Genomic DNA, 24,757 nt, shown 5'->3' with positions numbered 1-24,757 from the left:
GATGCCAGAAATGGCTCGCTCCATTGCCGTCAGGGAATGGGAACCCCCGCCAGCAGCCCGCGCCGGGGCACGGACCAGAGCTCCTGTCCCTGCACTTCCCAGCCCGCGAGCAGGTGGTTGGCGGCCATGAAGCCAGACGTCGCCGCGCGCTCCATCAGCGCCGTGGGAACGGGCAGCCGGACGAAGTCGCCCGCGAGCACGACGTCCGGAAAGGGCGTCTCCACCGTGGGGCGGAGCCGGAACGAGCCCGGGGCGAAGGACGGGCAGTCCCGGCGCAGGAGGTACCGCTCTCCCAGCACCCGCGCCCCGCGTAGCTCCGGGTAGAGCCGGTGCAGCCCGTCCAGCAGCTCGCGCCGCACGGTGGCCTCGTCCGCGTCCAGCGGCAGCCCATAGCCATGCAGCTCCACCACCGAGCCGCCCGTGCGCGCGGCCCATCGGCGGCTCTCGCCCTCGAAGAGGTGGTACAGGGAGATGTTGTCCAGCACCCCCATGCCCGTGGTCCCCACGAAGGGATGCCGGCCCGGCGCCGACGGCCGGTCCAGCCACAGCCGCCACACGGCGAACGGCGACGTGAGCGCCAGCGAGTCGACCTTCCTGCGCCACTCCGCGTCCCGCAGCTCCGGCGAGTTGGAAACGAGCCGCTTCAGGGGTTCCACGGAGGTGGCGAGCACCACCGCGTCGGCCTCCACGGGCGTGCCCTTCCCGCTCAGCACCCGGACGCCGCCGCCCGCGCGCCGGGCCACCCCGGTGACCTCCTCGCCCAGCCGGAAGCGCACGCCCAGCCCTTCGAGGTAGCGCCGCAAGGGCAGCCACACCGCCGAGGCGAACGGGTCGTCGAGCACGTCGAAGACGAGGCCCTCCGGGTTCCCCATGAAATAGAAGTGGAACATCATCAGCAGCTCGGCCGCCGACAGCTCCTCCTCCGGGTTGAAGAAGGAGTGGGAGAACACGTCGAACAGCATCCGCCGCGCATGGGGCGGAAAGCGCAGCGAGTCGAGGTACGCGCCCGCGGTGCGCCCGTCGTGCTGGGCGTACGTGCGCTCCTGGTCGAACGTGAGCATCACCAGCGCGGAGCGGACGTCCATGCGCGCCAGGTCCATCACCTTCAGCGTCGAGGTGCGCCGGATGAGGCCCAGCACGTTGAAGGGCGGCAACGCGGGCAAGCGCGAGAAGGACTCCATCTCTCCCGCTGGCCCGAGGATGGGGTAGTCCTCCAGCTTGCGCAGCCGCTCCAGCCGCGGGTCCACCCGGCGCAGCAGGGCCCGCAGGTTGTAGTACTGCCGGAAGAAGGCGTGGAAGCCGCGCTCCATCTCGAAGGACTCGCCGTCCTCCAGGCGCTCCATCCAGGCGCCCACGCGTCCGCCGAGGAAGGACTCGCGCTCCAGCACGGTGACGGAGGCGCCCCGCTCGGCCAACAGCGTCGCCGCCGTCAGTCCGGCCAGCCCGCCGCCCACCACGGCCACGCTGCGCGATGGGGACAACCGTGGCCGCCGCGCGCGGGGCGAGGCTGGAAGCCGCTCCGGGCTGAAGCGGTTGAGGGGCAGCGCGGGGAGCGCGAAGGAAAGTCGCATGGGTTCTCCAGGGCGTCAGGACGCGGCGCGGAGCTGGAGCACCGCGCGGGAGAGCCCCTCCAGCCACCGGGCGGTAGCCATCGGGCCGTGGCTCGCAAGCGCGAGACTCTCCCGGTACACCCGAGGCCTGCGCTTCGCGACGAGGTAGAGGAAGCGGACGAAGTCCGTCCCCGTCATCTGGTCCTTGATGAGCGCTGAGTACGGGCCGTTGCCCATCGAGTACAGCGCGGAGAATGCGGCGTCGAGCAGCCCGTTCAGCTCGTCCCGAAGCGCCGGCTCCCGGGGAGGACTGGCCATGAGCGTCGCGAGCCCGCCCGTCACCGCGTGCAGCGGCGTGTCGTGGACGACGGGCCCCGTGGGCACCCCACCCTCATGGAGCGCCGAGGCGATGGCCTGGGACGCGGGAAGGAAGGAGCGCATCGTCGCGCCGAAGCCGCAGTACGTGAGCGGCGAGTGGCGCGCCGCCGCGTCCCCCACCAGCACCACCCGCTGCCCCGGAGCGCGAGGCGGCGGTACCAGCCGGGACCAGCCGGGGATGTAGCCGAACGTCGGTCGCACGAGTCGCGGCTCGCCCCGCTTGTAGTGGCCAAGCCGCTCGAAGAACCGCCCATACAGGCGCAGGAGCGCGTGCTCACCGCGGACGTCGCGCGCGGGGGCGTAATAGAAGAGATAGACGGTCGTCTCGCCCGGGCGCCCCGGGAAGCCCTCCCAGATGTGCTGGCGCCCCTCCTCCACGCCCTCGGTGGTGACGAGGATGTCGCCCACCCGGGGGTTCAGCTCGTCCGGCGCGGTGCCCTCCGTCAGCCCGGTCAGCACCCCGCCCACCGTGGGACAGAGGAGGTCCGCCGTCGCGTGGGGACTGGAGACACCGCGAGCGTCGAGCACCAGGCGCGCGGTGACGTCGGAGCGGCCTCCATCGGCGCGCTCGAATTGGAGGCGGACCGCGTCGGGCCCTTCGCCCATGCCCACCAGCGTGTGCCCCTCGTGGAAGCGGACGCCCCGAGCTTCCGCGCGGCGGCGCACCTCCGCGAGCAGCCGGCCCGCGTCCACCGCGTGGTCCAGCGCGTCGCGCACCGGGTACTCGCCGCCGCCGTGCCAGCGACACACGCCGTGCGAATAGCGAGCGAGGATGAGCGACTCCACCTCGTCGGGCTGGAAGAGGCCGCTGTCGACCAGGGGGCGCAGCTCCGCGTGGCTGATGTTCCACTCGCGATGCGTCACCGCGGCCCGGCCCCGCTCGAAGACGCCCACCCGGAGGCCGAGCCCCGCCAGCACGGGCGCGTACAGCAGCGACAGCCCACCGCCCGCGAGCACCACGTCGAAGTCCACGTGCGTGCCCCGCTCCGGCGCGCGCACGGACCGCTCGCGCAGCGACGGATGCGCCCGCTCCGCGTCGAGCCACTCCAGCCGCTCCAGCAGCTCGGGCCCGCCGGACTCGCGCACGCGGGCCTTCAGCGCCTCCACGGCCATCATGTCGTCGTGCCCGAAGCCTGCGCGGGCCGCTTGCGTTCGAGGAGTCGCAGGTACAAGCCGCGGACATCACCACGGGCTCCGAGCGCCCGCAGGTTCTGCGCGCAGCCGCCCACCGCGCGTCCGAGCATCACCGCCTCGGCCGGGGGCCGCACGCGCAGGAAGTCCACCGTGCGCCGCAGCCCGAGCGCCCGCATGTCCTGCACCGTCGTGTCGAGCGCGTAGTCGTAGCAGTCGGTGCGCAGGGGCCGGGTGGCGATCTCCACGATTTCGGAGAGGAGGCTCCGGGCCGTGGCCTCGTCGGTGTCCACGACGAAGCCCGCGGCGCGCACGCCGGTCAGCGCGTCATACGGCTCGCCGCGCAGCGCGGCGCCGAGGAAGGTCTGGATGGGCTGGACGAAGTCCTCGCGGAAGGACTTCACGCAGCCGAAGTCGAGCACGGCCAGCCGCCCGTCCCCGGTGACGATGAAGTTGCCCGGGTGCGGATCCGCGTGGACGCGCCCCGCCGAGTAGAACGGGCCGTGCACGGCGCGGATGAGCTGCTCGCTGACGCGCCAGCGGGAGGCCGCGTCCGGGTTCGAGTCGATGAACTGTTGCAGCGTCTGGCCGCGCACGCGGGTGAGACAGAGGACGCGGGACGTGGAGCGCTCCGGAATGGGCTCGGGCGCGAGCAGGTCCGGCTCGGACGCGAACAGGGCGCGGAAGGCGCGAGCGCGCTCCGCCTCCAGCGTGTAGTCCGTCTCGCAGGTGAGCTCCCGGTGCATCTCCTCCACGTAGTCGCGGCCGTCGAGCAGCTTCGAGGTGAGTCCCGCCGCGCGCGCCACGGTGGACAGGTTGGCGAGGTCGGCCTCCACGGCCTCGGCGATGCCGGGGTACTGGACCTTGAGCACCACCTCGCGGCCATCGAGCAGGCGGGCCGCGTGCACCTGGCCGAGCGACGCGGCGGCGAGCGGCTGGGGGTCGAACTCCGCGAACAGCTTCTCGGGTGGAGCGCCGAGCTCGTCCTCGATGATGGCGACGATTTCCTCGGTGTCGAGCGGAGGCGCCTCGCTCTGCAGGCGGGCGACGATGCTCCGGAGCTCGGCGGGCAGCGCGTCCACGTCCATGGAGAGCGCCTGGCCGAGCTTCATCGCCACGCCCTTCATCTCTCCGAGTGCCTGGACGAAGTGGCCGAGCGTGGAGCGCTCGGTCTCCCGGGTGTCCGAGCCGGTGACCTTGCGCAGGGCGCGCATCGCCAGCCCCGCGGAGCCGCGGGCGGAGAGCGCGGCCACCCGGCCGAGCCTGGCCAGCCGGCCGACTGGCGGGTTCCTGGTTTTGGACATGTCCAGAAACATAGGCGCCGGGGTGTGAGGGCGCACCGGGAATCCCAGGGGGCTGTCGGGTGCGCGCCTATCCCCTCTCCCGAGGAACCCACAGTCCGTGCACGGTGAACGGAAGGTGGTGGTCGAACCAGACCCGTGCCAGGGGCGCGCGTGTGAAGCGCCGGGCGTCGAAGACGGCCACGTGGCTGGCGTGGCGCCGGCTGTCGTAGACGAGCGTCAGGAGGTAGCCGTCGTCCTCACCCGTGGCGCCCCGGCGGGGGACGAAGACGGGCTCGGAGGGGTACTGCCCGGGTCCCGGGGAGACGGTCTCCACTGCGCCGCCGTGGTGGTCCACCTTCGCCAGCTGGTCCGGTGGCTGGAGCCCGCCCTCCGGTGAGCTCGACAGGAGATACAGGTACCGCCCATCGCGGCAGGACTGCTCGGAGGACTGATGGGGAAACTCGCAGGGCCGGTCCCAGCGTTGCTCCGAGGACAGGCGCTGGCGCACGGGGTCGATGCGGAGCCGGTGGAGCATTCCCGTCGGCGGGTGCTTGAGGTGACCGGTGATGAACTCACCGAGGAGCAGGTTGATGCTCGCGTCCGCGTAGCGAACGATGTCGAGGACGATGTGGCCGCGCTCCTCGAAGGCATTGGCGAAGTGCCAGAGGAAGAACGGGTCCACGGTGAAGCGCACCGGGCGCTCGGGGTCGTCGATGGGCACCACGATGACCTCGGTGCCCCGGGAGGTGTCGAGCGCGAGGCCGTCCGCCAGCGTGCCCAGTCCGAGGACCATGCGCAGCAGGGGGAGCTTCATCGGAGGGACGAGGAACACGAGGTACCGGTCCGTGGCGATGAAGTCATGGAGCAGCGTCAGCCCCGGCAGCTTCAGCGTGCAGAGGCGGCGGGCGGCGCCCACGTCGGGAAGTTCGAAGAGGTCCAGCCACATGAAGCCGGGGCCGTAGCGCGCGCCGAAGTTGTACGTGGCCTTGCGCGAGGGGACGCGACGAGGGTGGGCGGAGAAGGCCCGCTGCACGATGCCGTGCAGGTCCGTCGCGCCGAGCGTGTGCAGGCTGTCGGGGTCCACCTCGGTGGGGTGGCTCTGCTCGTGGAGGGCGAAGAGCCGGTCCTGCCAGTGCATCAGGGCGGTGTTCGCGGCGTTGTACGGAAGTGCGCGCAGGCGGTGGAGGGGGCCACCAGGGATGACGGTGCCGTAGCGGCCGTACAGCATCTTCCCCTCGCGCCGCTCATGCGCGCGGTGCTGGGTCTCCACGAAGCGGGTGGCGCCGTGGGCGGAGCGGCCCGCGAAGCGCACGGCGGAGACGGCGCCGTCTCCGTCGAACCAGTGGCCGTAGCGCTGGCCGTGGGCGGAGAAGGCGGCGGGGCCCACGCGGTACAGCGTGCCCTGGAGGTCCTCGGGGAGGATTCCCTCCACGCGGAGCGGCTCGAAGCCGTGCTCGCGGGGCAGCGGCGCGAAGGCGCGGAACCAGGAAGGCGCCGAGACGTCCCTCAGGCCCCGGGCCTTGGGCGTGGAGGGGCTCGAAGAGGCTGAAACGGCGAACATGGTGACCTGGGGAGAACGGGCTGGGTGTCTGGTCTGGATACGTACCGGGCCCGCCGTCCAGGTCGTCCCGTACACCTCCTGACGTCACGGGGCCTTTTCACGAGCAGGCGCTCTCGTGTGGCGGCATGTTCGCGCGCACCTACCAGGGAGGAGCGGACATGAAAGTCGTGGTCATCGGAGCAACGGGGACGATTGGCCGGGCCGTGGTGCGGGCGCTATCCGGGCGTCACGAAATCGTCGAGGTGGGCAGGAGCAGCGGGGCGTACCAGGCGGACATCACGTCGAAGGACTCGCTCCAGCGGCTGTTCCAGGCGGTGGCGCCGTTCGATGCGGTCGTCTCCGTGACAGGAACCGGAGCCTTCAAGGGCCTGACGGAGCTGACGGATGAGGACTTCCAGTTCAGCCTGTCGAACAAGCTGATGGGGCAGATCAACGTGGCGCGGCTGGCGCTGCCCCACGTGCGCGACAAGGGCTCCATCACGCTGACGAGCGGCGTGCTGGCGCAGGAGCCGATGAAGGGCTCCGCGGCCATCAGCCTCATCAACGCGGGGCTGGAGGGGTTCACCCGCGCGGCGGCACTGGAGGCCCCGAGGAGCATCCGCATCAACGTCGTCAGCCCGCCGTGGGTCCAGGAGACGCTGGACGCCATGGGCATGAAGGGTGTGCCCGGGATGCCTGCGGAGAAGGTGGCCCCCGCCTACGTGGAGAGCGTGGAGGGCACCCGGACCGGCGAGGTCATCGACGCGCGCCGGTTCGGCTGAGCGACGCCTTCTTCTCCGCGATGCCCCGCCCCTGGGGTCCACCGCGACGGCGTAACCCGAGAACGACTCACTGGACGTACTCTGCCCAGGGACTGTATGGGTTCGTTGCCACCCCCTCCCCTGGTGTCCCAGGAATGAATGGACCTGACCGGTAGCCGTCCAGAGCCCGGTCCTTCAATCCAGGCGAGCATACGAACCCAGGACGACGCACCTCACCGAGGCTTCAGCGCCAGGGACATCGCACCCTGTGCTTGGGGGAAACCGCGGCACCGGCTCCGGCTATGGGGTCAGGAGGATGCGGCATGAACAAGAAAAGCGCCTTGCGTCAGCTCGATGTGTACCAACTGGAGGAGGAGTACGAGCAGGAGATCCACTCCACCCCGACTGGTCGGATGTCATCCGACTTGCGCCGCAGAGGCAGAACGCTTGCCTCACTTGGGCGCAAGCGGGAGGCCGCCGACTTCTTCCGGCAGGCGGTAGCACTGCATGCACCCCACGATCATGGCGCGGCGGCGGCAGCAGCTCGGCACGACCTGGGCCACACGCTGTCGGACGACCCTCTCGCATCAGGTCTGGGCCTCCTCACCGCGGAGAAACTCCTGCGTGCGGCATTGAACTCTCCCTCTCGTGCGCGTGCTCCCCGCCGCTTCGCGCAGACCGCGAACTCCCTGGCGGTATGCCTTCGCGGCATCGTGCTGCACTGGAAGGACGCGGATAAACCGTCCCGGCTCAATGAGATTGAGCAACTCTATCGAAGTGCGCTCCGGCGCCTGGAACCCTGTGGAGTGCTGGGGGTCGACCAGATGGCGGAAGTGCACCTCAACTTCGCCAACTTCCTGGGCGTCCATCGGAGGGACTACGACAGGGCACTGAGGGAATACGACCGGGCCATCTCCCTCGTACGCCGCATCGAACGGCAGACCCGCCGCTCCATGCGACACGTCTTCTATCGAGCCAGCTGGGCGCAGGCGACCCTGCTGGCGCGGAGAGGACGCCGCCGGGACCTCGCACAGGCCGAGCGCATCCTCGTGGACGCACTGAAGGAGGGAGACGTCGGGTACGAGGACCGCACGCGAATCATCCTGGCCGACGTCCTGCTCGGGGGAGACTCGCCTGACCGGGTTCTGCGGGCCCAGACCCTCCTCACTCAGGTCCGGCCAGAGCACCTCCCGAAGGAAGGTGAGGAGGTCCTGCACCTCGCCACCGTGCTGGTGCGCGCGCAGGCCCCGGATGCCGCGCTGGAGCGGCTGCGAGACTTCATCGGCCTCGCCATCCACCAGCGCGCGCGCAACACCATCGCGGATTTCGAAGCGGATACTGCCTCCCTGGACTTCCAGGCCGCTGCGGCGCTGGCCGCGCGTATCCATGCGAAGGAGAAGCAGGATGCAGTGAGCGCCTTTCTCGTGCTGGAGAACACCAGTGGCCTTCGCTTCGCCGAGGTCCTCGCGGACCATGCCTGGAGCCCCAGCACGCCGCTCGCACGTGAGCTGCAAGACGAGCGGCTGAAGCATGTACACCGGACATACATGCTCGATGTGATAGCCAGGAACCTCGACCGACTTACTCCAGACGAGCAACAGCAATCCCTGCAGGAGCTTCTCACTAGTCCGGAGGCGGTGACGCAGGAGCTCATCCTGGATGAGCTGCGGCGGGCCCACCGGCAAAGCGTTCCTGTTACCCATCTCGACTCGGTCATCCAGGAGGGAGTGAGACAGGTCGAGCGGCTGACCCGCGCACTCCAGGAGGCCGAGCCCGACTTCGACAAGGTGAAGCAGGCGCTCTGCACCGACCTGGGACCAGCCGATCTGCTCGCTCTCCTGCGCGAGCATCCAGACCAGATCCTGCTCAGACTGGACCTCGTTGACGACCTCCTGGTGGTAGGGGTCTGGCTCGAGAATGAGCAACTCGTCGCACGCGCCGCAACCCTCTCCCTGCCCGAAGCACTGCGCGAGCTGCTCCACCGGGCCACAGAGGAGGTGAAAACGTTTCGAGAAGACGAGCAACTCACGGCGCTCCTCTCCCAGGTGGATCTGTCCGCGGCGCTACCGCAGGGGTGTAGGCGCCGCGTCGTGTTGCTGCCGTCCAACTCCGCGGCACAACTTCCGCTCGCGGCCCTGGGCCCGCCGGGCTCCCGCCCCATCGACAGGTTCGACTCACTAGTCTGGCTCCCCTGTCTCTTCCCGCTGCGGACCCGCCCAGCTCCCGCGCCGCCCCGCACCGGGCACGTCGTCTTCATTCCGGGCAAGGAGACGGGCTTCCACGCACTCGCGCTGCCACCATCCCCGGGCCAGGAGCGACTGGAGGGAGACCTGGCGAACCTCGAGCAACTCCGGCGCGCGGCGCCAGGCGCCAGGGTCCTCAGCATCTACACCCATGGTGAGCACTCGCCGGGGAATCCACCGCGCCTCCTCCTCCCGGGTGAACAAGAGCTGGACCTCGCCCAGGTGAACCTCCTGCTCAAAGGGGCCGAGCGGGTGGAGCTGTGGGCCTGCCAGTCCGGAACCAACCGTCCAACGGACCCTCTGACACCCTTCGTCAACGAGGGGTTCGGCCTGGACTTCCTCCTGCTACATGTCGGGGTCCGGAGCGCCATCGGGACGCTGTGGTCGGTTCCCGACCTCGTCACCGCGGTGCTGGCCCGGCGATTCCACCTCGGCCTCTGCGAAGGCCAGGATGCCGCGAAGTCGCTCGCCGAGGCGCAACGCTGGTGGCTCCGGGAGGGAATCCCGGAGCTGCTTCGTCATCTGAGCGAACAGTCCTCGGGCGTGGAGGGCATTGTCGCCTTCGCGGCGACCCTTGGAGTCCAGCTCGATGCCCGCGCCATTGCCAACTTCCTACGAACGTTGGGGCCCGCCGAGGACGACTGGAGCCCTCTGCGGGCGAAGCTCTCGAGTCCGCTCTCCTGGGCCGGCATTCGCTTCACCGGCGTACCAGACAGGGCACCGGAAAAGCCCTGGACCGCTCCGGATGAACGTCCCCTGACGGACGAGGAGAAGCAGCACCTCGAACGACTCCTGGCGCATGAGCCCTCCCATGCCACCTTCGATGAGTTTCAGGATGAACGGCTCACGCGTGTGACGAAGCTCATGCAGGAGGCGTCGCCCACTCCCTCGCAGGCCATCGAGATGGCCCGACTGCTGCGCGATCGACTCAACTCCTCCCACCAGGACAACCTGCTCACCGCGCTGGCGTGGGTGCATGAAGCTCTCGCCGCGCCCCAGCTCGCGGAGGTGGACCGCGACCGGCTGACCGTGGAAGCCGCGCACCTTTGGCTCGACGTGGCATGGGGGGAGTCCATCGTGCCCCCCGAACCGCACCCAGTGGCCCTGGCTCGCGCCGGGAAGCTCCTGGAAACACTGCCCCCCGGGCGTGATCCCGATGCCGACGCGGCCCATGCGAGGTACGAGTACCTGCGACGGTTCTCCGGGGAACTGGAGCTCGAGAGCATCGAGCAGGTGAGGCAGGAGACACTCGACCGGTTCACCGACGCCCTGCGGCGTGCCACTCCCGGCTCGCCGGAGGCCTTGCGCATCGCGACCCTCGCTGTCGAGCTGCTGGCCACACTCCCCGAAGCGGAGCGTGGAGCCCATGCGAACGTATTGAAGCTGGCTCGTCGCATCACTTCAGCCACGGAACTGCGGGAAGCAATAGCGGCGGCCTACCAGCGGTTGAAGGGGGCACTCGCCCACCATGAACCGGATGAAGCACGTACCGCGCGCGCACTGAACTTCCTCACACCCAGGGAGCTCCACTTCACAGTTGCCCGGATGGTTCAGGCCGAGCCGCCTCGTCCAGGCTCGTCGGTCCTCACCGAGGTCTTCAACCAGGCGCTCGCGAGGCTCGAAGGGGACATCTGGGGCTACCCAACCGACGATGGCCATCCCCTGGTGTGGACGACAGGAACACCGGGCGAGGCGTACCGGATGCTCCTGAAGTCCTACCTCGCCGGTCACGAGCAGCGCCAATCCGACAAGGCCGCGCACCTCCTGGCCTGCTTGCAGTACGCGTGTGACCTCCGTGTCACCTTCTTGAACCGGCTCGCGCGGCACGTGTCCTGGATACCGCGTCACCCCGACCCGGTGTTCGAGCCACTGTGGACCCTCCTCCGCATTCGCGGGCTGCTGCACACCGTCCTGGCGGACGCGGCGCTGCTGTCCGAGGAGCCTCGCGCCGTGGAGGGAGTTGCCCCTCCCCATCGCCTGGATCCGTTCACCCACTCCGCGCAGGCGCTCAGGGAAGGCGTCCGGGGCCGCCTGGACTACACCGCCTGGAGTCTCGATGAACTCTGCAACGCACGCGAACACAGACCCGCCCAGGTCCGAACGGCTGCCTTCGAGGTCGTCCTCGCCTCCGCGTTGCTTGAGGAGGAGGCGCTTCAACGCTGGACGGCCCTTCGCGACGCCGAGACCGAGGCCACGCGCCAGCATGGCGACGAGATTCCCCTCATATCGAGGGGGTTGGTGTCGGGGCGTGAGCTCCGGGTGAATGAGGATTCCCTGCGCGAATTGCGAGAAGGCGAAGCCGTGCTCGGGCTTTCCCTGACGCCTATGGGGCCCGCCGGAGAACTGCTGGTGATGGCGGTCTGGAACGATGGTGCCGAGCGTGGACAACAGGTTCTCCGGATCGAAGCGGGCCGGGTCCTGGCCGGACTCCACGGCCTCTTGAAGCCTGATCCCGTGGACGGGGGCCCGCGTCGGGGAGAGGCGGGTCCCCGCGGCCCGGGTTGGTGTCTCGTCGAGGAAGCACTTGCCCCCGCCCTCAAGACGCTCCTCCGGTCCGCCCAGCGTCGACGCAAGTTGCGCTGGAGTCTCCTGGCGCCTGGAGCCTTGCGGGCATTGCCGCTGCTCGGGCTGCGAGTGGGAGGTCGCCCTCTGGCCGCCCAGGTGGACTCTCTGGCCCACCGGCCCTCCCTCGACTTCTACCCGATGGCCGACTCCAAGCGTGCACAGAGGAAGGACTTCACGGCGTGCCTGCTGGCCCGCGAACAGGAGGACGGCACGACATGCTTCGGAGAGGCCGCGGTGGAGACGCTGCGCCGGCTGCGGCCTCCGGAGTTCGTCGTGGACCCCCGGGAGTTCCGTGGCTCCACCGTGGTGGAGGTGGATGCCCTGGAACGCGCCGCGCCCGGTATCCGCACGTTGCGCCTCTATGGCGTGGGAGGGCTGGAGTCGTTGAACGATACGATGGCCCTGCTGCGCCTCGAGGGCAGACGAGCCCTGCGTGAGCGAAACACCCACGGAACGCTCCTTTCCCGAGGTGACGTCGTCGAGCTCTGGGCAAGCACCGCTGGGGGAGCCGACCTCAAGCGCCTGTTTCGGGATGACACGGACCGCATCCCGGGGCTCGCACGGAGCTTCCTGGCGAACGGCGCTTGCGCGGTCATCGACCTGGCCTGGCCGGTCCATGACATCGTTAAGGCGCTGGTGTGTGAGGGCTATGGGATGGCGCGGATGCGAATGGGCCACAGCGCCCACGCGCTCGTCCAGGCGATCACGCGGGCCGCCGACCTCCTGGCGCAACTCCGGAAGCAGGGGCACCACGGCAGCGTGCCCGAGGTGCTCGCCGCACTTGACTGGCTGCGGCGGGACTCCGCCCATCGCCTGTTCCAGGTGGACTCGGCGCGCCTCGTGCCATTTGCCTCGGGAGCCGCCTCTCCGGCGGTTGCGCACCTGTCCGGGGCCGAGCTCGTCGAGGAGTTGAGCCAGCCAGTGCATCTGGGAGCCTTCCGCTGGTGGGGGACCTGAGCATGGGAATGGACTATCCAGCCATCACGGGGTGGTCCCGCGAGGAACGGGAGGCACTCGTCGCCGCCCACCGGGACTCCCTCGCCGTGCTGCTTCGGCACAGCCTCTCCTGGGTGGCCGCGCCCTACGGAGAGGAGCGGCTGCTCGAAGCCTTCCGCTTCAACACCCTGGACGACGCCGTCGACTGGTGCCTCACCCGTTTCGCCACGGGCGACCTCGACCCGGCGAAGATCTCCCCCTCGTCCAGGAGCTGGCGTCTGTTCACCGAAGCTCGATTCTGGCTCACCCAGCGCGAGTCACGGGAGGGGTACACCCGGAAGATGCAGTGGCTGGAGGCACAGCGCCAACGATCGAATGAAGCATCCCCCACGCCGCTGCAGGAAGGTGCCGAGCAGACCCAGGATGTCGACGTGACTCGCCTGATGGAACGGCTGGCCCACACGCTGCGCAAGTTGCTCGCGCGCACGTGCCCTGACCTCGTGGGCTGGTGGTTGCGCGCGACAGAGGAACTGCGCGCCGAATGGTTCGAGCTCCCGTCACTACCGCCCTCGCAGGTACCGGCGTCGAAGAAAACCCGAAGCGTGCGGATGCACGATGCCCAGTTCCGTTTCCAGTGCCTCCACCGAGCGCTCATCCTCGACAGCTCCGAGGCCGGCCTTCCACACTTGGCCGTTCGAGAGTGGCTGTTCCAACCCTGCTCCAACGTCCCTTCGTACCAGCGGAGTGAAGAGGACATCGCCGCGGCGCTGCCCCCGACAGCGCCGCGGGACAGGCGCTCCGTGCAACGTCTGAGGCGAGAGGGCCTGGAGGTCCTCCTTGGGCGGCTCCTGAAAACGGCCCTGGCGGGACCGGACTCGGAGCAGGCCGTGGCGCTCATGGAGTGGGAGTTGCTGCGCAGGGCCGTCACGAAGACGACGCTCACCGCCTTCAATCTGGACGAAGGCGCCGCCCCCGAGTTGAGGAAGAAGGCCGAACAGTTGGACACGCTCGCGAAGGCCCTGGAGGTGGTGCGATGAGCAGGAAGCTTCCGGACGTGGCAACGCTGGATTCCCTCATCTTGGGTGCAGAGGACGCGGATGCGCTCGAAGACTGGCAGGAACTCTTGATGGCTCCGGATGCCGCGGAGCGCTGGCGGGACGCAGTGAGCCGGAGGGAGCACATTGACGAATTCGCGTCGGCCGTCATCGCGCACCCGTGGCTCGCGCGCATGCTGACGGGCCTCCGAGAGCTTCAGCGGACCCTGACGCATCGCGAGCCTGGAGTCCTGGAAGCAGTACTCGCCCCCGAGTTGATGACCCACGTCCTGGGCCCCGAAGCACGTCCGACAACCCGCCTGGCCACGCCGCGCCGGGGCGAGGTGGAGATGGTGCGGCTCGCTCAGGGGGACATCATCGAACTCCGGCCGGCGCCGGAGCTGGCGGGGGACTTCCGCGTGTTCTATCGGTCCGCGCTCGGTGAGGGGCGGTTGCCCCGGCGCCGATGGCGAATGGAGGCCGGTGAAGCGCCTGTCCTGTTGCTGGGCATCTCGGCTTCCGATGAGGAGTCGATGGAAGCGGCCCTGGGAAACTCGGTGGTTCTCGGAGGTGTCATCCTGCTCGAAGCATCACGGCCGCGAGAGTAGGCACGGCAGGAAACCTTCCCTCGCACACGGCATTGATAGATGCATGACTCCCATGATTCAGGAGCGTCTCTCCGCGATGAGCGACATTGCTGATGACCTGGAGAAGGTTCAAGCGTGCTTGGAAGTGCTGTCTCCTAGGTGGAGCAGACAGACAACACCTCAATCAGATTAACGCCTGTTCCTTCCGGGGAGGGCGTCAACTCCATAGCCCTGCCGGAACTACCCTCTCGGTGCTGCTCAAGGATATCAGAAGTGCACGAGCCGGGGATCGAACCCGGACGACCCTTGCGGGTCAGCGGATTTTAAGTCCGCTGCGTCTGCCAGTTCCGCCACTCGTGCGCCGATGGCTTCAGCACTCTACTGCGACCGCCCCGGCTTTGCCCGCTAGAGGCGTGTGGTACCCGATTCTCCTAACGAGGTGAACCGGATCATGCCCGTCCGGACCGGAACCTGGGGGGCAAAATCACGCGCGCGCCCCAGCACCGATTCAGCCCGGAGCGTCTGTCAGTTCTATCTGGTATTACGCGGCCTTGCGTCGACGATGGGCTCCCGCGGAAAGGGGGCCAGCGCCAGAAGGGCTCCGCATGCTGCCGCGATGGTCGATTCCCCTACTGCTCGTGATGCTGGCCGGATGCAGCGGCACCACGAAGTCCGTGCGCCTGCACACGGGCCACGGCGAGCCCGTCGTCCTCACCCCACGCAGCGGCGATGCCGCGCCGGTGGAGCTGGACGAAGACGCCTTCGTTGAAGCAGTAGAAGTGCTCGCCCAGAGCGTGCGGCCATCCACCCGCCCCCAGGAAACGGCCCGGCGGTTGTTCGAGGTGGATTCGCGCAGCGGCTCGTACCGGTACGAGCCGCGCAGCCACCGTGTCATCCCGCTGGGCCCAGGCGAACACCTGGAGGGCGAACCACCCGCAGCAGAGGTGGCGTTGACGCGCGCCTACCTGCGCTGGTGCGAGCGCACGAGCAGGCCCGGCGATTGCTTGCGCCTGCTGGTGGAGAGTCCCACGGTCACCGGGGATGGGCGTTACGCCCTGGCCATGGCCCTGGCCCAGGGCGTCGTGTGGGACGAGATGATGGACGCCTTCAAGGACATGGCCGACCCCGAGGCCATGCTGTCGGCGGTTCTCTGGACGTGGACCACGTACTGCATCTTGCTCGCGGTGCCCGAGCCTTTCTCGAAGGGCGTGGCCGCCGTGATGACCGCCTCGCTCATTGCCTACGTGGGGGTGGATACGTTCTGGAGCCTCATCGTGGGCTTCAAGCGCTTGGTGGAGGAGGCGGAGCGGGCCACCACGTTTGACGAGCTGCGCGAGGCGGGGGAGCGCTATGGCAAGGTCATGGGCCGCAATGCGGCACGCGCGTTCGCCATGTTGGCCATGGCCGCCATTGGAAACACGGCGGCAGGGCTGGGGTCGAAGGTGCCAAAGCTCCCCGGCGCCGCGCAGGCGGCGGTGCAGGCCGAAGCGCAGGTGGGCATCAGGCTCGCGGCGGTCGCGGACGTGGGAACGGTGGCCGTGAGCGCTGAGACCGTCACCATCACCCTCGCACCCGGCGCCGTGGCCATGACGGCCAGAGGCACGGGCGGAGGTACCGCCGCCAAGGCGCGTCCCACAGGCTACAGGGCCTGGGGCTCGTTCAGTGGCTTCAAGAAGGCCATGGGTCCGGCGGGCCCAGAGCAGGAGTGGCACCACATCGTCGAGCAGACCCCGGGCAACGTGAAGCGCTTCGGCCCCCAGGCCCTCCACAACACCGAAAACGTCATCCCGCTGGACAGGGCACTACACAGCGATGTCAGCGCGTTCTATTCGTCGATTCGACGCGATATTACGGGCTCGCCATTGACCGTACGGCAATGGTTGAGCACGCAGTCCTACGAGGCCCAACGTGACTTCGGGTTACTGGCCATCAAGAATGTCGGGAAGGGGCTCTGGTGATGGAGTTGGAGGATCTAGTCGAGCAGTTCGCCCAGAACGTGGCTGCACAGAACGAGGCCATCCTCCGGGGAGACGCCAAGACCGGGAACAAGCACGCCAGGAAGTACGGCGCCGCAGTCGATAAGCTCCTGGCCCACGGCAATGCCGGGCGTGACGCTCTTGCCGTGCTGCTCAAGCACGAGCGAATGGACGTGCGAGTGATGGCTGCCGCGCATCTGCTTCGCTATCGGACGGCCGAAGCCAAAGCGGTCCTGGAGGAAGCTGCCAAGGGACAGGGGCTGGTCCCGTTCGGAGCGCAGCAGGCATTGAAGCGCTGGGAGGAAGGAACCTGGGCGCTCGATCCGGGTTAGCGGTGCCTTCGTGCAGTCCTACGAGGCCCAACGCGAGCTCTGGCTGTTGGCCATTGAGAACGTGAAGAAGAGGGGCTGGAGATGACGTTGGAAGAACTGGTCGAGCAGTTCGCTCGGAATGTCGCAGCCCAGACTGATGCCATTCATCGAGGAGATTCGAGGACGGGGAACAAGCATGCCAAGCAGTACATCGCCGCGCTTCAGGCGCTACGCGCGCAGGGGAATACCGGGCGAGACGCCCTCGCCGTGCTGCTGAAGCATCCGCGTACGGATGTGCGAGCCATGGCGGCCGAGTTTCTGCTCCGCTACCGGACGGCAGAAGCCAAGGCGGTACTGGAAGCGGCAGCGAATGAGGGAGGGATTGCCGCCATCGGAGCGATCATGACACTACGACGTTGGAAGGACGGCACCTGGGCGCTGGATCCGGAATAGACGTGGGTACCCAATCCGGACCCATGCCAAGTGGATTCCCTAGCGAAGAGTGAGTCCAGGTGAAGTGACTCATTCCTGCTCTCTTCAGGCCTGGCCCTCCGTCGCCGGTGTCTGGGCAACGATCCGGTTCTCCTGTGTCCCCAGATGGATGAGGCCATCCGGGCTGGAAATGGAGGCCCGAATGACATCGCCGTCTTTCAAATAGGCGCTGGTGTTGCCAGACTTCAAGATGAGCTTCCCGAGCGTCTTGTCGGACAGGAAGACGCTGATGAGCTTCCCCACCTTTCGGGCCGCCTTCGACATGTTCCGCCCAGCCGCCACGCCGCTGGGGGTCCCCGTCAGCAAGAGGTCTCCCGGGAACAGGTCCATGATCTCCGACAGCTCCGTGAGGGTCTCCTCCGGTGGGTAGACCATCTCCCCCGTGCTCGCGTCCTGCCGGACCTCGCCGTTCACCGACAGCACGAGCCTGAGGTTCATCAGCCTCGCGATATCCTCTTGGTCGATCAGGTAGACGTACGGACCCACGGGGCAGAACGTCCGGAAGCTCTTCGCCTTGTGCCACTGCCCCTCGGCCAGCTGGAGACACCGCGCGGAGACGTCGTTGCAGATCACGAGCCCCGCGATGAACTCGTGCAGCCGCTCCCGCTCCACCCGCACGGGCCCGGAGATCCTCCGGCCGATGACCAGTCCCAGCTCGATCTCGTAATCCAGCATCCGGACCCGCGCCGGCTTGAGGATGTTGCTCGTGTTCGACGTCAGCGAGGACGACGCCTTCCTGAAGAACTGGTTGAAGTCCTTCGCGTCCGGATCCTGCCCCACCTCCAACATGTGGCTCCGGTAGTTCTGGCCCTGGCAGATGACGTTGCAGGGCGCGGTGACCGGAGCGAGCAGCTCGACCTCCGCCAGGGGAATGGCCTCGCTCACCTTCTCCAGGACCAGCGCCCGGGCTCGGGCCGCGCCTTCGCCCAGGAACTCGGCCAGGGAGGAATACCGGCCGGGAATGGGGACGACCTGTTCCTGACGGACCCATCCCCAGCGGGCCTCGTCGCCGACCTTGAATCTCGCGACATGAATTCCCACGACGAAGACCTCCCCTCAGTGCGGCCCGGCTGGCGTGCCAGGTTGCTCCAGGAAGCAGGCCATCCGGTCCGCGACCTCGCGAACATGAGGAGCCTGCAACATCGTGTAGTGACTGCCAGGCACCCGGTGCACGATTGCCTGCGTCAGGCGTTGTCCCCAGCTCTCCGCTGGCTCGGGAAGGGTGTCTGTCGGATGCGCGGTCGCCTGCTCCGCCTGAAGGAAGAGGACCTTGCCGCGGTAGGGCTCCGGACGGTACCGGGACAGCGCGCGAGCGTTCCTCGCGAAGATCCGGAACCGCTGCTCCAGCTCCGGCAGCTCGAGGCCCGGTAGCGCACCGGACTCCTTCGCGCGCTCGACAAGGTAGCCGAGCCTCCCCGCTTCATCGAGTGCCTCGAGCCGCGCCCCATCGAGCCGCGCCGCCTCCGTCCCCCCCAGCAGGTCCGTGGCGAACCAGGCCATGAGCGCGGCGGGCTCGTCCGCGCGCTGGTAGATGTCCGGGGACCAGGTCTCCAGGAGCATGAGCAGCTCCACCTGCTCTCCCGCTTCCTCCAGCCGCCGGGCCATGGCCTGCGCGACAATCCCTCCCGTGGACCAGCCGCCAAGCCGGTAGGGCCCCGTCGCGCGCACCTTGCGCACTTCCTCCAGGTACCGCGCCGCCATCTCCTCGATGGAGCCGGCCTCCTGGTCCGGCAGGGCTTGTAGCGCGTAGAAGGGCTGCCGTGGACCGAGCTGCCTCGCCAGCGGCGCGTAACACAGCACGTCCCCTCCCGTCGGATGCACGAAGAAGAGCGGCGGCTTGTCGCCCGTCTCCTGGATCCTCACGAGTGGCTCGCGAGAGAGCGCGACCCCCTCGCGGCGCAGCAGGGCCGCCATCTGCTGGATGGTGTCCGCTTGGAACAGGAGCGAGACCGGAAGCTGCCGACCAAACCTCGCGCGCAGCCGGGACATCAACCGGACCGCCAACAGGGAGTGGCCTCCCAGCTGGAAGAAGCTGCTGGTGACCCCGATGGGACGTAGCTCGAACAGCTCCTCCCAGAGGGTGGCAAGCTCCAGCTCCAGCGCGTCCCGCGGAGCGACGTACACGGCCGACAGCTCTGGCGCGGGCGCATCGGGAAGTGGCAGCGCCCGGACATCCAGTTTCTTGTTCGGCGTCAGCGGCAGCGCGTCGAGCCGGATGAAGTGGGCGGGGACCATCGACGCCGGCAGCCTGTCCCGCAGGAAGCGCCTCAGCTCCGAGGGCGCGACCTTCGCGTCCGGACCCGCCACCACATAGGCCGTGAGGCTCACCTCTCCCGCCGCGTCCGCTCGCGGCACCACCACGGCCTGGCGGATCTCCGGGTGCTGGCGCAGCTCCGCCTCGATCTCCCCTGGCTCGATGCGCACCCCCCGAACCTTGACCTGTTGATCCACCCGGCCCAGGAACTCGATACGGCCGTCAGGCAGATAGCGCCCGAGGTCTCCCGTCCTGTACAGGCGAGCGCCGGCCACGGGCCCGAATGGGTCGGGGATGAACCGCGCCGCCGTCAGCTCCGGGCGCTCGAGGTAGCCCCGAGCCACGCCCTCTCCGCCGATGAACAGCTCGCCGGGCACGCCCACCGACACCGGCCGCAGACGCCCATCCAGCAGGTACATCCGGGTGTTCGCGATGGGGCGTCCGATGGAGATGACGGACTCGCCCCGCGCCAATCGATCGAAGGAAGACCAGATGGTCGTCTCGGTCGGCCCGTACATGTTGAGCACCTCGCCCCCCACCAGGGGGCGGACCTGTTGCCCCAGCTCTGCCGGGAAGGCCTCTCCTCCCACCAGGAGCTTCTTGAGCGGGCGGAGCGACTCGCCGCCGCCCGGCTCCAGGAGCAACATGCGCAACATCGAAGGGGTGCACTGGAAGTGGGTGACCCCGTGCCGCGCGATGAGCCCCGGGATGTCCTCGGGCTCCTCGCGCCGGGTGCACCGCTCCCGCAGCGCGTTCAGCGTCCGAAGCCCCGCCAGCGTGGACTCGACGTCCACGCCGAAGTCGATCAGACATGCGACCTCGTCCACCCCGAGCTCGCGCAGCCGGTCGATCATCGGCAGGCAGCTCTCCACCGTCCCGAACAGGCCCATCTGATCGAAGTACCGGTCGATGGCCTTCGAGAGCAGCATGTCGATGTCCGCCTCGCTGAGAGATTCGAGCTCGGCGCCGTGCGGCAACGGCCCGATGACAGACCGCAAGAGGCCCACGGAGCTCTTCAGGTACTGGCGAAGGGGCGCGTTCACCTTCTGGCGAACCTCGTCGACGTCCTCCCCCATGAACGTGTGCAGCATGAGGGTGACGTGACCCGTCCCGGGACCATGGCCGCTGGCCTTCCAGGCGTCCCGGTAGAGCTGGATCTTCTTCGCCAGCTCCGTGAGGTTCTGCCCGAGCAGGTGGGTGAGCACGTTGGCACCGGACTCTCCGGCCGCGCGGAACGTCTCGGGGTTGCCCGCGGCCGTGACCCAGACATTGACGTCGCGCTGGACGGGCCGCGGCAGCGTCTGCACCGCGACCTCCTGACCCTGCCCATTCCGGAAAGACACCTCCTCTCCCCGCCAGAGCTTCTTGACGGTCGCGATCTGCTCGAACAGGCCGCTGCGTGCATCGGCGAAGCGCTCCGGCGCGAGCACGAAGTCGTTCGGGTGCCACCCCGACGCGAAGGAGAGATCGACGCGGCCCCCGGAGAGGTTGTCCACGACGGACCACTCCTCCGCGACCCGGATGGGGCTGTGCAGCGGAAGCACGATGCTGCCCGCCCGGAGCCGGATGTTCCGGGTGGTCGCCGCCAGGGCCGCGCTGACGACGGAGGGATTCGGGTAGAGCCCCCCAAAGGCATGGAAGTGCCGCTCAGGGGTCCAGACCGCGGTGAAGCCGTGCTCATCCGCGAACTTCGCCCCCTCGAGCAGGAGCCGGTACTTGCCTTGCGTGTTCTCGCGCTCGTCGCTGGCGAAGTAGAACAGGCTGAACTCGAGCGGTCTGGTCGAGGTGCCGCTGGGGACCGGCTTCCGGCTCACCCCCTGCTCGCCGCGGAGGACCACCTGGAAGCCCCGGGTGAGCGAATACAGGATCTCCAGCACGGAGATGTCGAACGACATGCTGGTCGTCGCAAGCCAGACGCCCCGATCCCGGCTGTCCATGGCTTCATCCATCGCCGCGAAGAAGCGCTCGGCGTTGCGGTGACAAACCATGACGCCCTTGGGCCGCCCCGTGGAACCCGAGGTGTAGAGGGTGTAGGCCACATGCTCCGCATGGACACCGCTCCTCGGGTCGTCCCACTCCCCAGGGGCGCTGTCGTCCCTGGCATCCAGGCACACCACCTTCGCGGCCGTGTCCGGCAGCAGCGCGCGCAGCCGCTCCTCGGACAGGACCACCCGGGCCTGGGAGTCCGTGAGCATGTAGGCGAGCCGGTCGGCCGGATAGGTCGGGTCCATGGGCACGTAGGCGCCACCCGCCTTCATGATGCCGAGCATGCCCACCACCATGTCCGGGCCGCGCGAGACGCAGAGGCCCACTCGCACCTCCGGGCCGACACCGAGCCCCCGCAGGCGATGCGCCAGGCGATTCGCGCGCGCGTTCAGCTCGCGGTAGGTCAACCGCTGGCTTCCAGAGACCAACGCAATGGCCTCCGGGGTCTTCCGCGCCTGCGCCTCGAACATCTCGTGGATGCACGCCGCGCTGGAGAGCTCGGTCGAGGTCGCGTTCCAGGTGTCGAGCACCTGGCGACGCTCCTCGGGCGTCAGCAGCGGCAGGTCGGACAGGTGCCGCTCCGGGGCCTCGACGATGCCCTCCAGCAGTGTCACCAGGTGCCCCACGATCCGCTGGGCGAGCGCCGCGTCGAACAGGTCCGTGCTGTACTTCAGCACGCCGCTCAGGGCGGAGTCCGTCTCCGTCAGCTCCAGGGACAAATCGAACTGTCCCTCCTGCTGCGGGATGTCGAAGGGCCGCAACACGAGCCCGCCGGGCAGGGCCGGGTTCGCCTCGTCTCCCTGGTAGATGTCCTCCCGAGGCGTGGGCTGCAGCATGAACGCCACCTGGAAGATGGGCGAGCGGTTGGAGTGGCGCTCCGGGTTCAGCTTCTCCACGAGGAGGTGGAACGGGAAGTCCTGATGCGCGAGCGCACCGACGACCGTCTGCCGGAGTTGCCCGAGCAAGCCCCGGAACGAGGGGTCCTCGGAGAGGTTCCCCCGCAGGGCGATCATGTTCATGAAGTTGCCCACGACCTTCGCGAACTGCGGCTGCGTCCGTCCGAGCGTGGGCGTCCCGACCAGGATGTCCTCCTGGCCCGAGTAGCGGTGCAGGAGCACCATGAACGCGGCCAGGAGCGTGGTGTACAGCGTGGCGCCCTCCTGCTCGGAGAGCGCCCGGAGCCTCCGGGTCAGTGTCCCGCTCAGCGCGACCGGGGCCGAAGCCCCCGAGTAGCTCTGCACCGCGGGCCGTGGACGCGCGAAGGGAAGGTTCAGCACCGGCAGCGGCCCCGCCAGCTGCTTGGACCAGTACTCCCAAAGCCGCTGCCCCGTGGGGCCCGAGAGCATCTCGGACTGCCAGCGGACATAGTCCACGTACGTCGCCCGTGGCGGGGGAAGCGCGGCTGGCACCCCGGCCTTCTCCGCCGCGTAGAGGGAGCGCAGCAGCTCATCGCCGAGCACCAGCAGCGACCACCCGTCGTAGACGATGTGGTGGATGGAGATCAGCAGCACGTGCTCCCGGGGCCCCCGGGAGAACAGGTACACGCGCATCAGGGGGCCACGCTCCAGATCGAACGGGGCCTCGTGGGCGCGCATCACCCGGGTCCGCAGGACATCGAGCTCGAGGTCCGGGACCTGGATGTGCTCGAACTGGACCTCCGCTCGCTGACGTACTTTCTGGACCGGCTGCCCCTGGTGCGTCGAGAACGTCGTCCGCAGCGCTCCGTGCCGGTCCACGAGTTGCTGGCAGGCCCGCCGCAGCGCGGCGACGTCCAGCGTGGAGACGATGCGGATGGACAGCGCCGTGTTGTACGCGGCGCTGTCGGGTGCCACCTGGGAGACGAACCAGAGCGCCTGCTGCCCATGCGAGAGCGGATGGACGGACTCACCATCGGCGCCAAGCCGACGGAGGTGCTGGAGCAGCGCGACCTTGTGCGTGGCCAGCAGGTTCAGGGTTTCCGGAGACAGCGCGCCCTTGGGAGCCCGGTACTTCAACCGTTCTCCCTCGACCCAGAGCGTGGCGCCCTGCCTGGACAGCTCGGCGACCAGTTCGTCCGCGTTCACAGCTCGCCTTCCTCCCAGTCCGGGTTCTCCGCCACCACCGCCTTGCCGTCCCCGTCGAGCCGCTCCGCGAGCTGGTGTGACAGGTGCGAGATGCTCGCGCCCTGGAGCAGCTCATCCAGCGGCATGCTCACGCCCGTCTCGGCGTGGATCTTGTGCTTCAGCTCGAGCGAGAGCAGCGAGTCCATGCCGAGGGTGTTCAGGGGCTGCTCCGCATCCACTCGGGCGACCGGCATCTTCAACAGGTTGGCGACCAGCTCGCGCAGGTAGCTGTCGAGCAGCTGGCCGCGCTGTCCGGGCTCCGCGGAGCGCAACACGTTCGAGAAGGTGCTCGTCGTCTCGGAGACGCCCGAGAGCGACGCGGCCCCTGGGACGAGCGGCAGCGCATACGGGCCCTTCTCGACCGCGCTGTAGGTGGTCTCGTAGGAGACGCGCGCGCTCAGCCGCTCGAGGTTGATGCGCCGGATGGTGTCCACATCCAGCGACTCGTCCTTCGTCACCGTGAAGAGGAGGTAGGCGGCCAGTCTGCGCTTGAGCAGCTCCCCCAGCATATGGATGCCGTGCAGGTGCTTCTGGGTCACCTCGTCCAGATCACGCGTCACCCGGGCGAAGTTCTGCTCGAAGTCGGGGTCGTGGAGGAAGTTGGCGATCTCCTGGCTGGCCTCGACGGCCTCGACGATCCGGAGGTGATTCCGGGCGAGGAGGTCGGCCCACTCTCCCTGAGGCACGAAGAGCGTCGTGGACTCGGGGTGCTCGATGGGACTCGCCATGTTCGAGAGGGTCTCGGCCATGACCAGGAAGCCACCGTTGCGGAGGCTCCGGCTGATGTTCGCGAAGAGGTCCGCCTTGTTCCGGATGTGGTGGATGACCTGGAAGGCGATGACCAGGTCATAGGTGGAGGGGAACGGATCCCGCGAGCTGTCCTGATAGTGAAGCGAGATGCGGCCATCGAGACCGAGGCCCCGGATGCGCTGCCGGCCCGCTTCAATCTGGTCGGGCGAGATGTTGCAGCCGTGGAGCTCGAGGTGCGGATGCGCCTGGCCCAGGTCGATGAGATCCGCGGCATGGCCACACCCGATGTCGAGCACGCGCGAGAAGGACGAGAAGTCGAGTCCCCGGTAGATGGTGCGGGCCATCTCGCGATTCGACTGCAGGGCGAGGTCATAGAACTTCCGGTAGATGGCCTCCTTCGAGGGGTCGGCCTCGGGCCGGTACATCGCGATCCACGAGAAGCCCGGGACGGGCTCACGGAGCGTGGCGAAGCGCAGCGAGGGGAACTGGACCGCCGTGTTGACCTCCGCCAACTGAACGATGGTCCGGTAGAAGGTCACGAGGACGTCGGTGTTCGGGATGAGGGAGTCGACCCAGTAGCGCTCGCGCTGGAAGGGATAGGTGGGCAACGAGGTGCGGCGCCACGCGCAGTCCTTGTCGAACCCCGCCCAGTCCACCTCCACGCCCCGGACGTACAGCCTCGCCAGGCTGCTCAGCATCTGCTCCCAGTCGCTGCTGCCCTGCCTCAGGCTTCCCACCCACTGCGCCTGCCCCAGGTACCTCTTGCCCATCCCCACCAGCGTCGGCTTCGGCCCCACCTCCAGGAAGACGCGGTACCCCTTCTCGTACCTGTCTCTTCTACACATCTCCGCACACACGCGACGTTGCCCAGTATAATA

General features: G+C 68.5%; 14 protein-coding genes and 1 tRNA gene. 7 read left to right on the top strand and 8 right to left on the bottom strand.

What is annotated here, in order from left to right; translation table 11 throughout:
• Nucleotides 1-29: 29 nt before the first annotated feature.
• From HG543_RS25195 to HG543_RS25180, 4 genes are all read right to left on the bottom strand, one after another.
• Nucleotides 30-1,571 (bottom strand): hydroxysqualene dehydroxylase, encoded by a 1,542-nt coding sequence (locus HG543_RS25195; RefSeq protein WP_169347400.1) that lies wholly within the window; start codon nucleotides 1,569-1,571, stop codon nucleotides 30-32.
• A gap of 15 nt (nucleotides 1,572-1,586) precedes the next feature.
• Nucleotides 1,587-3,044, bottom strand: coding sequence for an FAD-dependent oxidoreductase (locus HG543_RS25190; RefSeq protein ID WP_246357278.1), 1,458 nt, complete (start codon nucleotides 3,042-3,044; stop codon nucleotides 1,587-1,589).
• The gene (locus tag HG543_RS25185; protein ID WP_169347399.1) at nucleotides 3,041-4,363 is read right to left on the bottom strand and encodes an ABC1 kinase family protein; all 1,323 of its coding nucleotides are present in this window, start codon (nucleotides 4,361-4,363) and stop codon (nucleotides 3,041-3,043) included. The genes HG543_RS25190 and HG543_RS25185 overlap by 4 nt, the downstream gene beginning before the upstream one ends.
• A gap of 67 nt (nucleotides 4,364-4,430) precedes the next feature.
• Nucleotides 4,431-5,903 (bottom strand): carotenoid oxygenase family protein, encoded by a 1,473-nt coding sequence (locus HG543_RS25180; protein WP_169347398.1) that lies wholly within the window; start codon nucleotides 5,901-5,903, stop codon nucleotides 4,431-4,433.
• Nucleotides 5,904-6,061: 158 nt separating this feature from the next.
• On the opposite strand from HG543_RS25180, the gene HG543_RS25175 reads away from it, so the two are divergent.
• From HG543_RS25175 to HG543_RS25160, 4 genes are all read left to right on the top strand, one after another.
• On the top strand, nucleotides 6,062-6,664 hold the full coding sequence (locus tag HG543_RS25175) for a short chain dehydrogenase (RefSeq protein WP_169347397.1): 603 nt from the start codon (nucleotides 6,062-6,064) through the stop codon (nucleotides 6,662-6,664).
• 302 nt (nucleotides 6,665-6,966) lie between these two features.
• The gene (locus HG543_RS25170; RefSeq protein ID WP_169347396.1) at nucleotides 6,967-12,408 is read left to right on the top strand and encodes a CHAT domain-containing protein; all 5,442 of its coding nucleotides are present in this window, start codon (nucleotides 6,967-6,969) and stop codon (nucleotides 12,406-12,408) included.
• A gap of 8 nt (nucleotides 12,409-12,416) precedes the next feature.
• A complete protein-coding gene (locus tag HG543_RS25165; RefSeq protein WP_169347395.1) occupies nucleotides 12,417-13,424 on the top strand; it encodes a hypothetical protein in 1,008 nt (335 codons plus the stop codon).
• Complete coding sequence (locus tag HG543_RS25160; RefSeq protein ID WP_169347394.1) at nucleotides 13,421-14,029, top strand: hypothetical protein; 609 nt, start codon at nucleotides 13,421-13,423, stop codon at nucleotides 14,027-14,029. The genes HG543_RS25165 and HG543_RS25160 overlap by 4 nt, the downstream gene beginning before the upstream one ends.
• 253 nt (nucleotides 14,030-14,282) lie before the next feature.
• Here the strand turns inward: HG543_RS25160 and HG543_RS25155 are convergent.
• A tRNA-Leu gene (locus tag HG543_RS25155) sits at nucleotides 14,283-14,368 on the bottom strand.
• 245 nt (nucleotides 14,369-14,613) lie between these two features.
• Between HG543_RS25155 and sitA5 the strand changes: the two genes are divergently transcribed.
• From sitA5 to HG543_RS25140, 3 genes are all read left to right on the top strand, one after another.
• Nucleotides 14,614-15,966: a SitA5 family polymorphic toxin gene (gene sitA5, locus HG543_RS25150; RefSeq protein ID WP_169347393.1), complete on the top strand. Its 1,353-nt coding sequence runs from the start codon at nucleotides 14,614-14,616 to the stop codon at nucleotides 15,964-15,966.
• Nucleotides 15,966-16,316 carry a DUF2019 domain-containing protein gene (locus HG543_RS25145; RefSeq protein ID WP_169347407.1) on the top strand — a complete coding sequence of 117 codons (351 nt, stop codon included), beginning with the start codon at nucleotides 15,966-15,968 and terminating at the stop codon, nucleotides 16,314-16,316. Before sitA5 ends, HG543_RS25145 begins: the two co-directional genes overlap by 1 nt.
• Nucleotides 16,317-16,397: 81 nt before the next feature.
• Nucleotides 16,398-16,748, top strand: a complete 351-nt coding sequence (locus HG543_RS25140; protein WP_169347392.1) for a DUF2019 domain-containing protein — start codon at nucleotides 16,398-16,400, stop codon at nucleotides 16,746-16,748.
• Between the two features lie 84 nt (nucleotides 16,749-16,832).
• Here HG543_RS25140 and HG543_RS25135 read toward each other — a convergent pair whose 3' ends face one another.
• From HG543_RS25135 to HG543_RS25125, 3 genes are read right to left on the bottom strand one after another with little or no spacing between them, the layout of a single operon-like run.
• Nucleotides 16,833-17,828 carry a fumarylacetoacetate hydrolase family protein gene (locus tag HG543_RS25135; protein WP_169347391.1) on the bottom strand — a complete coding sequence of 332 codons (996 nt, stop codon included), beginning with the start codon at nucleotides 17,826-17,828 and terminating at the stop codon, nucleotides 16,833-16,835.
• A gap of 15 nt (nucleotides 17,829-17,843) precedes the next feature.
• Nucleotides 17,844-23,090 carry a MupA/Atu3671 family FMN-dependent luciferase-like monooxygenase gene (locus tag HG543_RS25130; protein ID WP_169347390.1) on the bottom strand — a complete coding sequence of 1,749 codons (5,247 nt, stop codon included), beginning with the start codon at nucleotides 23,088-23,090 and terminating at the stop codon, nucleotides 17,844-17,846.
• A complete protein-coding gene (locus HG543_RS25125) occupies nucleotides 23,087-24,724 on the bottom strand; it encodes a methyltransferase (protein WP_246357277.1) in 1,638 nt (545 codons plus the stop codon). The genes HG543_RS25130 and HG543_RS25125 overlap by 4 nt, the downstream gene beginning before the upstream one ends.
• Between the last annotated feature and the right edge of the window lie 33 nt (nucleotides 24,725-24,757).

The sequence above is a fragment of the Pyxidicoccus fallax genome, from assembly GCF_012933655.1.
GTDB lineage: Bacteria > Myxococcota > Myxococcia > Myxococcales > Myxococcaceae > Myxococcus > Myxococcus fallax.
This window is presented reverse-complemented; position numbering and strand designations above follow the sequence as displayed.

Excerpts from the sequence above, each read along its gene's own strand:
- sitA5 (WP_169347393.1), top strand. The coding sequence starts at position 14,614 with ATGCTGCCGCGATGGTCGATTCCCCTACTGCTCGTGATGCTGGCCGGA.
- HG543_RS25125 (WP_246357277.1), bottom strand. The coding sequence starts at position 24,724 with ATGTGTAGAAGAGACAGGTACGAGAAGGGGTACCGCGTCTTCCTGGAG.
- HG543_RS25185 (WP_169347399.1), bottom strand. The coding sequence starts at position 4,363 with ATGTCCAAAACCAGGAACCCGCCAGTCGGCCGGCTGGCCAGGCTCGGC.
- HG543_RS25145 (WP_169347407.1), top strand. The coding sequence starts at position 15,966 with ATGGAGTTGGAGGATCTAGTCGAGCAGTTCGCCCAGAACGTGGCTGCA.
- HG543_RS25140 (WP_169347392.1), top strand. The coding sequence starts at position 16,398 with ATGACGTTGGAAGAACTGGTCGAGCAGTTCGCTCGGAATGTCGCAGCC.
- HG543_RS25160 (WP_169347394.1), top strand. The coding sequence starts at position 13,421 with ATGAGCAGGAAGCTTCCGGACGTGGCAACGCTGGATTCCCTCATCTTG.
- HG543_RS25190 (WP_246357278.1), bottom strand. The coding sequence starts at position 3,044 with ATGATGGCCGTGGAGGCGCTGAAGGCCCGCGTGCGCGAGTCCGGCGGG.
- HG543_RS25170 (WP_169347396.1), top strand. The coding sequence starts at position 6,967 with ATGAACAAGAAAAGCGCCTTGCGTCAGCTCGATGTGTACCAACTGGAG.
- HG543_RS25165 (WP_169347395.1), top strand. The coding sequence starts at position 12,417 with ATGGACTATCCAGCCATCACGGGGTGGTCCCGCGAGGAACGGGAGGCA.
- HG543_RS25180 (WP_169347398.1), bottom strand. The coding sequence starts at position 5,903 with ATGTTCGCCGTTTCAGCCTCTTCGAGCCCCTCCACGCCCAAGGCCCGG.
- HG543_RS25175 (WP_169347397.1), top strand. The coding sequence starts at position 6,062 with ATGAAAGTCGTGGTCATCGGAGCAACGGGGACGATTGGCCGGGCCGTG.
- HG543_RS25195 (WP_169347400.1), bottom strand. The coding sequence starts at position 1,571 with ATGCGACTTTCCTTCGCGCTCCCCGCGCTGCCCCTCAACCGCTTCAGC.